The 15,175-nt window shown below is 59.4% G+C and carries 10 protein-coding genes; 6 read left to right on the plus strand and 4 right to left on the minus strand.

Translation table 11 applies throughout. The features are described from left to right. Window positions 1–181 precede the first annotated feature (181 nt). Entirely contained in the window at window positions 182–1,705 is a 1,524-nt protein-coding gene (locus CKW13_RS02295; RefSeq protein WP_095106557.1) for a fumarate hydratase, read from the minus strand. Between the two features lie 434 nt (window positions 1,706–2,139). On the opposite strand from CKW13_RS02295, the gene CKW13_RS02300 reads away from it, so the two are divergent. Both CKW13_RS02300 and CKW13_RS02305 read left to right on the plus strand, forming a co-directional pair. Next, a complete protein-coding gene (locus CKW13_RS02300) occupies window positions 2,140–3,246 on the plus strand; it encodes a diguanylate cyclase (protein WP_095106559.1) in 1,107 nt (368 codons plus the stop codon). Beyond that, window positions 3,239–4,171: an iron-sulfur-binding ferredoxin reductase gene (locus tag CKW13_RS02305; protein ID WP_095106561.1), complete on the plus strand. Its 933-nt coding sequence runs from the start codon at window positions 3,239–3,241 to the stop codon at window positions 4,169–4,171. Before CKW13_RS02300 ends, CKW13_RS02305 begins: the two co-directional genes overlap by 8 nt. A gap of 170 nt (window positions 4,172–4,341) precedes the next feature. Here CKW13_RS02305 and pyk read toward each other — a convergent pair whose 3' ends face one another. Then, window positions 4,342–5,793, minus strand: coding sequence for a pyruvate kinase (pyk, locus tag CKW13_RS02310; RefSeq protein ID WP_095106564.1), 1,452 nt, complete (start codon window positions 5,791–5,793; stop codon window positions 4,342–4,344). A 148-nt stretch (window positions 5,794–5,941) separates the two neighbouring features. Here pyk and CKW13_RS02315 point away from each other — a divergent pair, with 148 nt between their 5' ends. Both CKW13_RS02315 and CKW13_RS02320 read left to right on the plus strand, forming a co-directional pair. Further along, window positions 5,942–6,316 (plus strand): tol-pal system YbgF family protein, encoded by a 375-nt coding sequence (locus CKW13_RS02315; protein WP_095106566.1) that lies wholly within the window; start codon window positions 5,942–5,944, stop codon window positions 6,314–6,316. Window positions 6,317–6,548: 232 nt separating this feature from the next. Then, complete coding sequence (locus CKW13_RS02320) at window positions 6,549–6,908, plus strand: PilZ domain-containing protein (protein WP_095106568.1); 360 nt, start codon at window positions 6,549–6,551, stop codon at window positions 6,906–6,908. Between the two features lie 45 nt (window positions 6,909–6,953). Here CKW13_RS02320 and CKW13_RS02325 read toward each other — a convergent pair whose 3' ends face one another. Beyond that, the gene (locus CKW13_RS02325) at window positions 6,954–7,307 is read right to left on the minus strand and encodes a DUF6124 family protein (RefSeq protein WP_095106570.1); all 354 of its coding nucleotides are present in this window, start codon (window positions 7,305–7,307) and stop codon (window positions 6,954–6,956) included. A gap of 461 nt (window positions 7,308–7,768) precedes the next feature. On the opposite strand from CKW13_RS02325, the gene CKW13_RS24120 reads away from it, so the two are divergent. Continuing rightward, window positions 7,769–12,880 (plus strand): hypothetical protein, encoded by a 5,112-nt coding sequence (locus CKW13_RS24120; RefSeq protein WP_141233938.1) that lies wholly within the window; start codon window positions 7,769–7,771, stop codon window positions 12,878–12,880. A 106-nt stretch (window positions 12,881–12,986) separates the two neighbouring features. Continuing rightward, complete coding sequence (gene sbcB / locus CKW13_RS02340) at window positions 12,987–14,414, plus strand: exodeoxyribonuclease I (RefSeq protein ID WP_095106576.1); 1,428 nt, start codon at window positions 12,987–12,989, stop codon at window positions 14,412–14,414. Window positions 14,415–14,501: 87 nt separating this feature from the next. Here the strand turns inward: sbcB and mvaT are convergent, their stop codons facing one another. Next, window positions 14,502–14,879: a histone-like nucleoid-structuring protein MvaT gene (mvaT, locus tag CKW13_RS02345; protein ID WP_095106578.1), complete on the minus strand. Its 378-nt coding sequence runs from the start codon at window positions 14,877–14,879 to the stop codon at window positions 14,502–14,504. Between the last annotated feature and the right edge of the window lie 296 nt (window positions 14,880–15,175).

Consider the following 15,175-nt stretch of genomic DNA (forward strand, 5'->3'; position numbering starts at 1 on the left):
CACGGTAACGAGTTGTGCTAAGGCTGTGACCTGTCAGATCTGACAGTTTTGTGGGGTTTTTTAGACCGAATGGGGTTTAGTGGCGGGTTGTTTATTGCCGATTGAACTGCGTGCCAGCGAGGCAAAAAAAAGGCGAGCGGGTTACCCCGTTCGCCTTTTCATTGACCCGTGGGCGAGGTGCTTAGTGCACTTCTACCGCCAGGCTTTCACTGATTTTCTGTTGCCAGATGGCCGGGCCGGTGATGTGCACCGACTCGCCCTTGCTGTCCACGGCCACAGTGACCGGCATGTCCTTGACGTCGAACTCGTAGATCGCCTCCATGCCCAGCTCGGCGAACGCGACCACGCGGGATTTCTTGATGGCTTGCGCCACCAGGTAGGCCGCGCCACCCACGGCCATCAGGTACACGGCCTTGTGGTCCTTGATCGCCTCGATGGCGGTCGGGCCGCGCTCGGACTTGCCGATCATGCCCAACAGGCCGGTTTGTTCGAGGATCTGGCGGGTGAATTTGTCCATCCGCGTGGCGGTGGTCGGGCCGGCCGGGCCAACCACTTCTTCGCGCACCGGGTCGACCGGGCCGACGTAGTAGATGAAGCGGCCCTTGAGGTCCACCGGCAGGGTTTCACCCTTGTTCAGCATCTCGACCATGCGCTTGTGCGCGGCGTCGCGGCCGGTGAGCATCTTGCCGTTGAGCAATACGGTTTCGCCCGGCTTCCAGCTCTGCACGTCCTCTGGGGTGAGGGTGTCGAGGTTGACGCGGCGCGCCGATGGACCGGCCTCCCAGACGATCTCGGGGTAGGCTTCCAGGGGCGGCGCCTCCAGGGCGGCCGGGCCGGAACCGTCGAGCACGAAGTGGGCGTGACGGGTGGCGGCGCAGTTAGGGATCATGCACACCGGCAGGGACGCGGCGTGGGTCGGGTAGTCCATGATCTTTACGTCGAGCACGGTGGTCAGGCCACCCAGGCCCTGGGCGCCGATGCCCAGTTGGTTGACCTTCTCGAACAGCTCCAGGCGCATTTCTTCGATGCGGTTGGACGGACCACGCTTAATCAGCTCGTGGATGTCGATGGACTCCATCAACACCTGCTTGGCCATCACTGCGGCTTTTTCGGCGGTGCCGCCGATGCCGATGCCCAGCATGCCCGGCGGGCACCAGCCGGCGCCCATGGTCGGCACGGTCTTGAGTACCCAGTCGACGATCGAGTCGGACGGGTTGAGCATGGCCATCTTCGATTTGTTCTCGGAGCCGCCGCCCTTGGCTGCCACGTCCACTTCCACGGTGTTACCCGGGACGATGGAGTAGTGGATGACCGCCGGGGTGTTGTCCTTGGTGTTTTTGCGGGCACCGGCCGGGTCGGCCAGGATGGAGGCGCGCAGGACGTTCTCCGGCAGGTTGTAGGCGCGGCGCACGCCTTCGTTAATCATGTCGTCCAGGCCCATGGTGGCGCCGTCCCAGCGCACGTCCATGCCCACGCGCACGAACACGGTGACGATACCGGTGTCCTGGCAGATCGGGCGGTGGCCGGTGGCGCACATACGCGAGTTAATCAGGATCTGGGCCATGGAATCGCGCGCGGCGGGCGACTCTTCGCGCAGGTAGGCCTCGTGCATGGCCTGGATGAAATCCACGGGGTGGTAGTAGGAAATGAACTGTAGGGCGTCGGCAACGCTCTGGATCAGGTCGTCTTGCTTAATCACGGTCATGAGTCGCGCTCCTCTATAAAGACGGGAACATTTAATAAGGTGGGGCCGGTTGGGTGGCGCTGGTCGCCGACCCCACCTTTGAAGCCACGCCGCTGTGGCAGGCGCGACGCTAAAAAGGCGCGGCAGTATACCCCGCCCCGTGCCCGGGCACACCCGCGGGGCGATAGACCATGGTCGCGGGCGTAGCGGCTGCGTGGGAGCGGTGGTGTGGGTGGGAGTTTCTTTTTCCTCTGTGGGAGCGAGCCTGCTCGCGAGGGAGGCACTCAGTGGCGGTGACGAATAAGGGTAAGACAGTTGCTCCCACAGCGCAGGGATGGGCCCACAGCCGTCGCGCTAAAAATTGAATAGTCATTTGTGGGCCGCATCTCTAAAGTGGCGCATGGCTTGTAGGGTAGGAAACCCGTTCAGCATCCTTTCGCACGGTGAGTCAAAGATTGACCCATAACGTCATCCAAAGCCTGTTGCTCAAGCGTTTCACCCTCGCGGCGGGCACCTATGGGCTGGCATTGCTCCTGCTCTGGCTGGCGTTGCTCAGCGGCCATTTCAAAGCATCCGTGTTCGGCGCCGCCCTGGGCAGCGGCTTGGTGGTGCTCAGCCAGGGCGTATTGCTGGCGCTGTTTCTGACCGGGCGCAACCTGCGCCTGCGCGACCCCAGCCTGACCGAAGTGCAGATTCTGCTGGGCCTGGCCTGGCAAACCTGGCTGATCGCCCACCTGGACAGTGCCCGCGGCGCTTTTTTGGTGTTCTACGTACTGATCCTGCTGTTTGGCCTCTTTCACCTGTCGCGCAAGGCCTTCGTGCGTTGCGCGGCGCTGGTGTTCGTCAGTTTTAGCGCCGTTAACCTGTGGGAGGGCTACCAGTTCCAGCTCCAAGACCCACTGCTCGCCGCGCTCCAGGTGTGCGTGCTGTTTGTCGTGTTGGCCTGGCTGTGCCTGTACGCCAGCTATGTGCAGGCTTCACGGGCCCGCATGCGCCAGCGCCGGTTTGCCCTACAAGCCCACCAGGACACCCTGCGCGGCATGATGCGCCAGCTTGAAGACCTGGTGGCCACCGACGAACTGACCGGGCTGTTCAACCGCCGCCACTTCCTGCGCCTGGCCTCCCGCGAGCTGCACACCCTGAGCCACGGCCAGGTGCATGGCCTGGCGCTGATCGACCTGGACCACTTCAAACGCATCAACGACGTCCACGGCCATGCCGCCGGCGATCAGGTGCTGCAAGCCTTCGCCGCCGTGGCCGGGGCCTGCCTGCGCGAGGGCGACGTACTGGCCCGTTATGGCGGCGAAGAATTCGTCCTGCTGTTACCCGCTTGCGATGCGCAGCGCCTGACCGCGTGCTGCGAACGCCTGCGCATCGCCTTTACCGACGTGCAATTGATCGGCCTGCATATTCACGACCTCAGCCTGTCGGCCGGCATGACGCTGCTGGAATTGGGCGACGACCTCGACGACGCCCTGCACCGTGCCGACCAGGCCCTGTACCGGGCCAAGCGCGACGGGCGTAACCGTTGCGCGGCGGCCTGGGAGAGCGTCGATGCCTGAGCTGCGCGTGGGCGAGCGGCGCTGGAGCGTGGCGCCGGGCAGCAACCTACTCGACGCCCTCAACCGCGCCGGGGTGAACGTGCCTTATAGCTGCCGCGCCGGCAGTTGCCACGCCTGCCTGGTGCAGTGCGTGGGCGAGGTCAACGACCGCCGCCCCGACGCCTTGAGCCCCGAGCAGCGCCAGCAGGGCTGGCGCCTGGCCTGCCAGTGCGCAGTGTTGGGCGACCTGCACGTCAGCGCTTTCGACCCGCTCAAGGACGGCTTGCCCGCGCGGGTCGAGGCTCTCGATTGGCTCAGCGCCCATGTGTTGCGCCTGCGCCTGCGCCCCGAGCGGCCCTTGCGCTACCGTGCCGGCCAGCACCTGGTGCTATGGGCCGGGCAGGTGGCGCGGCCTTATTCCCTGGCCAGCCTGCCGGGCGAAGATGACTTTCTGGAGTTTCACCTCGATTGCCACTTACCCGGGCAATTTTGCGATGCCGCCCGGCGTTTGCAGGTGGGCGAGCCGATTCGGCTGGGTGAACTACGCGGCGGCGCGTTGCACTACGACCCCGACTGGCAGGCCCGGCCCCTGTGGCTGCTGGCAGCGGGCACCGGGCTGGCGCCGCTGTTCGGTGTGCTGCGCGAGGCCTTGCGCCACGACCACCAGGGGCCGATCCGCGTTATTCACCTGGCCCATGATGAGCAGGAGCACTACCTGGCCAAGCCCCTGGCGGCATTGGCGGCCCATCACGCCCACCTGACGATCGACCTGCTCACCGCCGCCCAGGCGCCTGCGGCCCTGAGCCAACTGCGCGTGCCCTCGCGCCAGACCCAGGCCCTGCTGTGCGGCGCCCCCGACAGCGTCGAAGCCTTCGCCAAACGCCTGTACCTGGCCGGGCTGCCGCGCAACCAACTGCTGGCGGATGTGTTCTTGCCCCACGGGTAGGTACGCCAGGGCAGGCCCCATCGCGAGCGGGCTCGCTCCCACAGAATGTCGACGACCCGTTGTGGGAGCGAGCCTGCCGTGCGATGGCGGTGGCCCAGGCAATGCACATGCCCATGCAAAAAGCCCCGGCACTTGCATGCCGGGGCTTTTGGGGTGTTGCGGGGCTGGGCTTAGACCATTTTGTCGCCAACGTGCAGGATCTTCATGCCGTTGGTGCCGCCAATGGTGTGGTAGCTGTCGCCCTTGGTCAGGATCACCCAGTCGCCTTTTGCCACGACGCCCAGCTTGAGCAGTTCGTCGATGGCCGCTTGGCTCACTTGCTCGGGCGGCAGCGAGGCCGGGTCGAACGGTACGGTGTACACGCCGCGGAACATCGCCGCGCGGGCCTGGGTTTCACGGTGCGGGGAGAACGCGTAGATCGGCACCGACGAACGGATGCGCGACATGATGAGCGGCGTGTAGCCACTTTCGGTCAGGGCGATGATCGCCTTCACGCCCGGGAAGTGGTTGGCGGTGTACATCGCCGCCAGGGCGATGCTCTGGTCGCAGGTCTCGAACACCTGGCCGATGCGGTGGCTGGAGGTTTTGCTGGTGGGGTGCTTTTCCGCGCCCACGCAAATGCGCGCCATGGCTTGTACCGCTTCGAGCGGGTAGAGGCCGGCGGCGCTTTCGGCCGAGAGCATCACGGCGTCGGTGTAGTCGAGCACGGCGTTGGCCACGTCGGACACTTCGGCGCGGGTCGGCATCGGGTTCTGGATCATCGACTCCATCATCTGGGTCGCCACGATCACCGCTTTATTGTGGCGGCGGGCGTGCAGGATGATTTTCTTCTGGATACCCACCAGCTCGGCGTCGCCGATTTCCACGCCCAGGTCGCCACGGGCCACCATGACCGCGTCGGAGGCCTTGATGAGGCCGTCCAGGGTTTCATCGTTGGCCACCGCTTCGGCGCGTTCGATCTTGGCCACCAGCCAGGCTGTGCCGCCGGCTTCGTCACGCAGTTGGCGGGCGTATTCCATGTCGGCTGCATCGCGCGGGAACGACACCGCCAGGTAGTCCACTTCCATCTCGGCGGCGAGCTTGATGTCGGCCTTGTCTTTTTCGGTCAGGGCCGGGGCTGTCAGGCCGCCACCGCGACGGTTGATGCCTTTGTGGTCCGACAGCGGGCCGCCGATGGTCACGGTGCAGTGCAGCTCGGTGGCCGTGGCGGTATCGACGCGCATCACCACGCGGCCGTCGTCGAGCAGCAACTCATCGCCTACGCCGCAGTCCTTGACCAGGTCCGGGTAGTCGATGCCGACCACTTGCTGGTTGCCTTCGGTCAGCGGGTGGCTGGTGGAGAAGGTGAACAGGTCACCGATTTTCAGCTCGATTTTCTTGTTGGCGAACTTGGCGATGCGGATTTTCGGGCCTTGCAGGTCACCCAGCAGGGCGACGAAGCGGCCGTGCTTGGCGGCCAGTTCACGCACCAGGCGCGCGCGGGCCTTGTGCTCGTCGGGCGTGCCGTGGGAGAAGTTCAGCCGGGCAACGTCCAGGCCTGCCAGGATCAGTTGTTCGAGCACTTCTGGCGAGTTACTGGCAGGGCCAAGGGTGGCGACGATTTTGGTACGACGAACAGACATGCACAGACTCCTGAGTTCAAGGGCCCGGCAAGGCTACTCCGCTGCAAAGCTGTAGTCATTGTTCGCATGCACTACCTTATGGCTTTGATGCCGAACTGAAGAAATCCGCCAAGGGGCCGATACAGGCCACAAGACAGGAGAACCTTTTATGCGATTCGTGCTTATTGCCGCCCTGGCCCTCAGCGTTGTGGGCTGCACCCGTTGGTCGATGGACCACCATTTGAACAGCGCCTACCGCGCCTACGAGCGTGGTAACTGCGACCAGGTGATGTTGGAGTTGTCCAAGGTCGAGCGCGAAAGCCGTACCCGCCGCTACGTGCAGCCGGAAGTGTCGCTGCTGCGCGGCCAATGCCTGGAACGCCAGAAACTGTTCGTCGACGCCGTGCAGACCTACCAGTTCATCATCAGCCAGTACCCGGCCAGCGAATACGCCTACCGCGCCCGTGCGCGCCTGGAGACATTGCAAAGCCTGGGCCACTACCCGACCCGCAGCGCGGCGGCCGTTCGCCCGACTGCCTTTTGATGCTGAGCATCATTTAATAGCTGGCCGTCAGCCAGCTTTGCGCTAGTCTTCGATATCAGGGTGTTTAGAGTGTCAACCCTAAAACCCGATCCTACTTGGGAGCGGCAGCAGTCAGCGCAGGGCCCTGGGCCGCGGGCGCACCACGACCGAGGAGAGCACGCCGGCCAGCACGGGCGCGTTCCGAAGCATTAGTGTGGCCATGCTTAATGGCCTTTGTAGGGCGAGCCTGCGTATGTTCACTAACCGCCGGATTGAGCGGCATCAACTGCCGTATTTCCTCAAGGTTTTCAACAGCATCACCGACAAACCCATTGGCTACCTGGGCAACGTCTCCGAAGACGGCCTGATGCTCATCAGCCAGATCCCCATCATGACCGACGCCGACTTCTCCCTGCGCCTCAAGGTTCCTGACAGCGAAGGCGCGCTCCAGGTCATCGATCTTCAGGCCCGCTGCCAGTGGAGCCATGAAGACGCCACGCCAATGCACTACGACGCCGGTTTTGTGGTGCTCAACGCCGCCCCCGAGTACCTGCAACTGGTGCGGGCCCTGCGTTGCTACTTCAGCTTTCGCTCCTTGTCGGAATCGGCCTAGGGGCCCTTCAGTGCCGCTTGCCCGCTGGCGGCAGGGCCAGCGCGGTTAGGAGCCCAGCGCGGGTTCCTGGTCCAGGGCTTTCTCCAGCAACAACCCGCCCAACTCCATCAGGCTGTAGATCGCCAGTGCCAGGTTGCGCTGGCGCCCGTCCAGGTCGTCGGACAAATCCAGGGTCAGGGCGCTGGCCGAGGTCAGGGTTTCAAAGGCATGGGCCAGTAAGGCCTGGGGGTTGATATCCGCCGCTACCGCAAACAGTTTCGCCCCCGCAGGGCGGCGTGGCGTGTCGGTGGGCGTTAGCAGGTAATAGTCCAACGCCCGGTTGGCGGCGTCGTGCAGTTTGTGCGGGTGCAGGTCGTCGTAGGGCGAGACTTCGGGGGGGCTGGGGGTGATCTTGAACATGCTTTCGATTCCTTGAGTGGGCTGCCACCGCTTCGCTACTAAACGAAGGGTGGCGGCTGTACGCAGGTTAGTAGACCGGGGAATCGAAGAAGCCGGCGCGCCGAAGCGCCCTGCGCACAGCCACCATCAAGTACAGGCGTAATGCCTGATTGCTTGCAGGTGTTGAGTGTCTTCAATTACCAAGGGCTACTAAACCCGGCCGCTGATGGGCAGCGACAGGGGCGAACATTAGCCACGACAACCCAGGCACTCAAGCGAGCGGATTCTGGGGGATCTGTAGATTCTGGCGCAAGGTGGCGTAGGCGGTGTAGGTGTTGAGGCGGGGCTAATAGGGCAGCACACGGACGGGGCGCGGGCGCTATGCCGTTGGTCGGAACTGTCAGATCTTACAGGTAGTTGAGAGGTTGATGAGGTGTTAGAGCTATACAGCAACTTCTATCGATTTGATTGGGTGCGCAGTTATGAATACTGAAAATAATATTCCGACTACTCCATTGGCAGTTCCCCAAGATGTATTCCCCCAATCAAATGCCACGTTGCCTTCGTATTTTAATGTTAAAGCTAGGGCGGAATCGTTAAGTGCCCACAGATGGGAGCTGGAATTTTTTGATTTGCAAGATTCGGTGCGTTTTATATTCGATTCAGCATCACCCTGGCTGTCGGCTTGGATAGAAGTCCCACCAGGAGAATATGATTATTTCAGGATTCGTTACTTTGCGTCGGCGGGCGCCAGTGACTGGGCGTATATGAGAAATATTAAAATAATTATAGATAAGCCGAGTGTCATGTTTCCCGAGGAGAATGAAGTACTTGAAGTGGGGACTATTTTTTATGGGTATGCCTATCCAGGCTCAAGAATTTCGGTAAGTATGCCTGGAGGCGGAGAAGTTGCAAGTGCTAGGACTAACGATGAGGGGGCATGGGATTCAACGCCACTGCCTGCGCAGTATGGCCCCGGGTCACATGAACTTCATGTGGCGGCTATCTATAATGGTCAAATTTCGGCGTGGGTATTTAGAAAGTTCAAACTCAGGCCGCCAAGGCTGACCATTTTGGATTTCTCATCAGATGTTTATCCAGATCAGACTCTGGTGGTTTCCGGAGTCTACCAAGGTTTGGCAACGGTGAAAATTTTTGATGGTAATAATCGTGAGGTGCCTGGAAGTATTACAGGGACCGGGGCTTTTCGCACATTTACGCCGAATATTCCGTGGGCACTCGGTAGTCACTCAGTCAAGGCGGTGCAAATTATCGCCAACCTGGAATCCACCCCAAGTAATATCAAGGCGTTCTGGGTGCGTATTCCTAAACCTCATATTTTTTCTCCCGCAGAAGAGGGCACGGTTAATCTTCTACCGGTTTTCTCAGGGAACAACGGTTGGGCTGGACTTGGCTCAAGAGTTTCAGTTCAACAGGAGGGCGGACATGAATGGGCGAATGCTGTGCCGCTTTCATCAGGCAATTGGATGACGCAGCCGTTACCCGCGGATTTTATAGCGGGTACCCACACTCTCTATGTCCGTATTGATAAAGGGGCAGAGCATTCGGATTATGTCGTTCGCACCTTTCATATCAGGCCGCCAAGACTCGTTTTATCTACGCCCGAATGTTCGTGTCTGCCTGGGCTTACCCTTAATCTGACAGGGCTTTATTTGGACGGTAATGATCTAACCCTGGCAGTGTTTGATAATTACGGAAAAGAAATACCGGGTTCTTTTTCTGGAGGTGGCACAACCAGGATATTTACGCCTGCTGTACCGTGGCCGATAGGTGAAAATATCGTTTACGCGACTCAAGTTTCGGGCGGGGTGAGTTCATTGCCCAGTGACCCGATTACTTTTTTTATCATTATTCCTTCACCTGAAGTATTAACGCCTGGGGAGGAGGGGATAGTCGATCTCGGCTCGATTTTCTCCGGGCGCAATGCGTATGTGGCGGCGATGTCGAGAGTGTCGATCAGAAATTCCACCAACCATGTTGAACAAGCCTGGGCTACACCATTGGTAGACGGTCGCTGGACTTCGACACCACTCTCATTGGCATCGAATCCTGGCCAATACATCGTTTATGTGGTGGTGGAAGTCGGTACGCAAAGCTCAGCAAAGGTCTTTCGCCGTTTTAGTGTCAGGCCACCTAAACCAGTAATCATTGCCCCCAGTGCTCCTGTGTTTCCCGAGCAAACACTGGTCATTACAGGCGTGTATACAGGCCAGGTTTCATTAAAGGTATTTACCAGCGCTGGTATTGAAATACTCGGAAGTTTTACAGGGGCTTCAGGAAGCAGGACTTTTACGCCGAGCACCGCTTGGTTGCCCGGTAGCAATGCGGTCAAGGTTGTACAGAGTGTTGCGGGAGTGGAATCACTGCCCAGCGATGTTCGCACGTTCATTGTCAGTATTGCGGCGCCGGAAATTCTCGAACCCCTAGAAGATGGAGTAGTTGATATTGGTTCATCGTTTTCCGGGCGAAAGGGCTATGCAGGTGTCGGTTCAAAGGTGACATTGCAAGAGTCTGGCGGTTATGAGCGGGCGACCGCTGAAGCGGCTCTCGATGGAAGTTGGACTTCAACGCCGTTACCCTCGAGCTTAGTTCCTGGGAGCTACACGCTGTATGTGCGTGTAGATAAAGCAGGCATGCCTAGTTCTGCGTATGTTGCTAGGTCTTTCAGAATACGCCCGCCAAAGTTGACGATCACTGCGTTAGAAAGTGTAATTTTGCCAGACTCGTCACTTCAGGTGGCGGGGGTTTTTGCTGGCTCGACAGAGCTAAAAGTCCTCAAGGAGCAAGATGTTGTTGTACCAGGCGATTTTTTGGGAAGTGGAGCAGTTCGAACATTTAAGCCGGAGCTACCTTGGGCTCAAGGTGAAAATAGAGTTCAGGCGGTACAGGTTTCTGGTGGAGTGGAATCACTGGCAAGTGACGAGTGTGTCTTTCAGGTAGATGGCAGAACACCAGTTATCCAAGTGCCAGCAGAAAATGAAGTTGTTGATATGGAATCTCCCGTTTCCGGTACTGACGGGGTGCCAGGGTACAAGGTTGTTCTCTACCTGGAAGGAAATCCTGATCAATGGCGCAACACAACAGCCGATCAGTGGGGCGGCTGGGAGATACCCAGTTTAAGGTTGGGTGCCGGCGAGTTTGGTATAAGTGTTCGTAATATTTTGGGTGATCTGGAACTGCCTTTGAGCCCGGTTCGGTATTTCAAGTTTAGACCGTTGGTTCCGCAGATTACTTTCCCCGAGCAAGGCGCTGGAGTTGAGTTGGGTGCAGCTGTGGCCGGAGTCAGGGGGCATCCTGGAGGTAAGGTTGCTGTTAAGGATGCGCGTAATAATCTGACCTTGAGAGAGGCCGTGGTGAACCAGGATGGAACGTGGAGCACTTCATCATTGAATTTCGATGCAGGTGAGTATGAAGTTCAGGCACTTAGTATTTACAACGGCATTGAGTCCGCGCTGAGCAATTCACTTGGATTTTCAATAAAGCCTGCTGCACCTAACATTATTGCGCCGACTGGCGATGTTACTCCCGACGTGATTTTGGAGATCTCCGGGGTGCATGCTTTTGCTTCAAGGCTGGAGATGTTCGATAGTGAAAATGTACCTGTACCAGGCGTTTTTACTGTAGAGGGGGCAATAAGGAAGTTTACTCCTTTAACCCCATGGGCTGAGGGCGAGCATAGGGTCAAGGTTGTTCAAGTTGTCAATACGGTCACCTCGGATCCAAGTGAATTGTGTACTTTTTTAGTGAAGGCAAAAATTAGCCCCCCCGTGATTGTTTTTCCTGTGAGGGGGGGTGAGTCATCTTCCAGCCCGGAAATTAAAGGCAGTCACGCGCATCCGTATGCCGATGTTCACGTGCGCCATGTTGAAACTAAGGACCAACTGTTCCACGGCCCGGCCGACGCGGATGGCAACTGGTCATTTGTGGTTACGGACCATTTCCCTCTGGGCCATCACGCTCTGGAGACCATGCAACTGGACCGTGGCAGTACTTCCGAGTGGAGCGCGCCGCACCCCTTCGAGGTGGTTCGCACTGCGGTTGGGCTGCCTGATATCAATCGGCCAAGGCCCAATCAGAACATTTACCCTGTGTTTGTCCAAGGTAGAGGTACGCCTCAGGCAACGGTGAACTTGCGACTCAAGCAGGCGGGTGTCCTCGTGGCCAGCTCAAGCGTGCGTGTATCGACTTCACAAAGCTGGAGTTGGGCTCCTGGAGCTGGATTGCTGCCGGGCAGCTACACGGTCGAGGGCCAACAGGTCTATGGCGCGAATGAATCAGGATGGACGGTACCTGCGGTGTCTTTCAACTTGGTGGCCCCCACGATCCGGTTTGCCGAGGCCGCCCCGGTGATCGGGCATCCGGTAGTGGAAAACGGCGAGTGGGTGTTACTGCGTACCCGGGTCGTGGATACCCTTACGTCGCAGCCGGTGGTTGGGCAGCCAGTGGACTGGCGCGAGGACAACGACCAGCCTCTTGGTACGACGGTGACTGACCAGGATGGTTGGGCCAGTTATCGTTATGTGCCGGTGAATGCCGAGTCGCATTGGGTGGTGGCGACTATCACCCACCCGGATAATCCGTTGACAAGGTTTGTTCAGCCATTTGAGATCCATCCGGATCAACGTAATCCCTGGTTACGTGAGTTCACCCTGTACCTCAACGATGAGCCCGTGGACTTTGCGGCGGAGGGCGTCGTGTTGCGTTCGGGCAGGTCCTATCAACTGAAACTTGTGGTGCGCCCAGGCAGCCCACTGATCGAGCAGACCACCGTGGCCCTGGAGGACGAGCAGAATGCCGAGCTCCTGGGCATCGAGGCGTCGCCGGCCCTAGGCAGTGAGCTGTTAATCACAGCGCAGCCGTTGGTATGGTCGGTTGCGGTCGAGGGGGTGGAAAGCGGCTATTTCGGCTTGAAAATAAGCTCTCCAAAACTGCCGGACTGGGTGCTGCCTGGGCGCGTTATCGGGACGAACCTGGCGGGTGATGTGGCGTTGGTGTTGGATGAGGTGATCGCCCTGAAGTTCGGCAGTACGGGTTACCCCTGCCATGGCGTCGAGCACCGGTTGATGCTGCACCCTACAACGGGCAGCGCCTTGCTGGGCCAGACGGTGATACTCCACTGGTCGGGTGAAAGTGAGCAAGCGCTGGGGATTGCCTTGCTGCCGCGCCCCGGCCAGGCATTTGTGTTGGGCGAGGAGGGCATAACCTGGCAGTTGGACTGTCGCAACAGCATTAAAGACGGGGTGTTTTCATTGCGCCTGGAGGTGCCGCAGTTGGGTATCAGCTCGGCCGAGCTACAAATGGAGCTGGGGCATAACAAGGTCTACGTCAGCAAGCACACTGGGCCGACTCAGGTTAATCCGCCTTGGGGCTATTGGGTGATTGGCATTGAGGTCAGATCATTCTTTACCAAGCAGTTGGCGGCGGGGGCTCGCATTAAAGTTACGCGTGAGGGGCAGCCACCCACCTACGAGCGTGCGAATGCTCAAGGGCAGGTTTCGGTCAGCTACCCGCAGGGGTCATCGGCGGAGCTGTCGCCCGATAACAGATACGACGGTAAGTACGAGGAGCCATAGCGGCCCATCCGTTTTTTCCACACCAGGTGACGTGCCAGCCTGAGGGCTGGCCGCCACCCCCCACGAGCGCCTAGACTTTGCCGGTCTTTTGCACAGGAACGCGCCCGTGACTTCGATTTTTTGGTACGACTACGAAACCACCGGCATCAACCCCCGTTGTGACCGCCCGCTGCAAGTAGCGGGCATTCGCACCGATGCCCAGCTCAATGAAATCGGCGCGCCGGTCAACCTCTATTGCCGCCCCAGTGCCGACATCCTGCCGCACCCGATGGCCAGCCTGATTACCGGCATCACCCCCCAGCGCTTGGCCGAGCAGGGCCTGGATGAGGCGGATTTCATCACCCGCGTACACGCCGAACTGGCAACGCCCGGTACCTGTGGTGCGGGCTACAACACCCTGCGTTTCGACGATGAGGTGACGCGCTACAGCCTGTACCGCAATTTCTTCGACCCCTACGCGCGGGAATGGCAGGGCGGCAATAGCCGTTGGGACTTGATCGACGTGGTGCGTACCGCCTACGCCCTGCGCCCACAGGGTATCGAGTGGCCTCAGGAGGACGGCCAGGTGACCCTCAAGCTCGAACGCCTGACGGCCGCCAATGGCATCGACCATGGCCAGGCCCACGATGCCCTGTCGGATGTACGCGCTACCATCGCCCTGGCCCGGCTGATCCGCGACAAGCAACCGCGCCTGTATGAGTGGCTGTTCCAGCTGCGCAGCAAGCACAAGGTTATGGAGCAGATCACCCTGTTGGAGCCGATGGTGCATATCTCCGGGCGGTTTTCGGCGGCGCGCCATTATGTGGGTGTGGTCCTGCCCCTGGCCTGGCACCCGCGTAACCGCAACGCGCTGATTGTCTGCGACCTGCACCTGGACCCCCAGGGTTTGCTGGAGCTGGATGCCGAGACCTTGCGCCAGCGCCTCTACACCCGCCGCGAGGATCTGGCCGAAGGCGAGTTGCCGGTGCCGTTGAAGCTGATTCACATCAACCGCTGCCCGGTGGTGGCACCGCTGAAGGTAGTGCGCGGTGACGATCAACAGCGCCTGCAACTGGACATGGCGCTTTATCAGGCCCGGGCGCAACAGCTAAGTGCGGCGCAAGAACAGTGGCTAGATAAACTCCAGGCCATTTATGCCCACGAGGATTTCACCCCCAGCGAGGACCCGGAACAACAGTTGTATGACGGTTTCCTGGGGGACCGTGATCGGCGTTTATGTGAGCAAGTGCGCACCGCCGACCCCGCGCTATTAGGCAAACAACAATGGCCGTTCGATGATGAGCGTTTGCCAGAATTATTATTCCGCTACCGGGCGCGTAACTTTCCCCAAACCCTCAATGATGAGGAGCAAGAGCGTTGGCGAATATTCTGTCAGCAGCGTTTGTCAGTCCCGCAGATGGGCGCGCCCAATACCTTGCAGGCCTTTAACGACGCTACCGTGCAATGCCTGGAAACTGCCACGCCGGCGCAACGCCAGGTGCTGGAACAATGGCAGGCATATGCCCGCGCATTGGGTGAGGCTTTTAATCTTTGAACCCCGCGCACTAAATCGCAGGCATAAAAAAACGCCAGTCACCTGGCGTTTTTTATCGTCGCAGAGCACCTGCGCCGGGGGTGTGGCTTAGCCCAGCAGGGTAGCCCAACCTTCTACAACATCACCGCCCCACTTGGCTTTCCACTCTTTCAGAGTCTTGTGGTTGCCACCTTTGGTTTCAATGACTTCGCCATTGTGCGGGTTTTTATATTGTTTAACCTTGCGCGCACGTTTGGTGCCGGTAGTTTTCACGGCGCCGCGTGGGGTCTTGGCGGTTTTGGATTCTGGGTCCAGCAGCGCAATGATGTCGCGCAGGGATTTGGAGTATTCGCCCATCAGGGTGCGCAATTTGCCTTCAAATTCCAGCTCGGTTTGCAGTTTGTCGTCTTGGGACAGATTCTTCAAACGGGCCTGCAGCTCTTTGATGGCTTCTTCGGTGGCGCGATATTCGTTAATCAGGGACATGAGGATTACCTTATGTTGGGCGCTGGATGATAAGTGCGGTGGCGCAATAATAGTCAGGCAGTTTGACCAAGTAAACATTTAACCGGGTTTTTATTTAATTTAATTAGATCGCTTAGTCAAAACTGCGCTAATGCCAGAGTTAAGTAGCAGGCCCGGCTGTTGCCAATAGCGCAGGCAACCGCACGGGCCCCTCTGCCTGGCCGCACCTGCCCCAGGCTGGTCGGGGGCGACGATTGGCCCGCGAAGAAGAGCTGTCATCAATACTGCAGTTTTGCCGCGCAATCGCTAGAATGGCG

The sequence above is a fragment of the Pseudomonas sp. Irchel 3E20 genome, from assembly GCF_900187645.1.
GTDB lineage: Bacteria > Pseudomonadota > Gammaproteobacteria > Pseudomonadales > Pseudomonadaceae > Aquipseudomonas.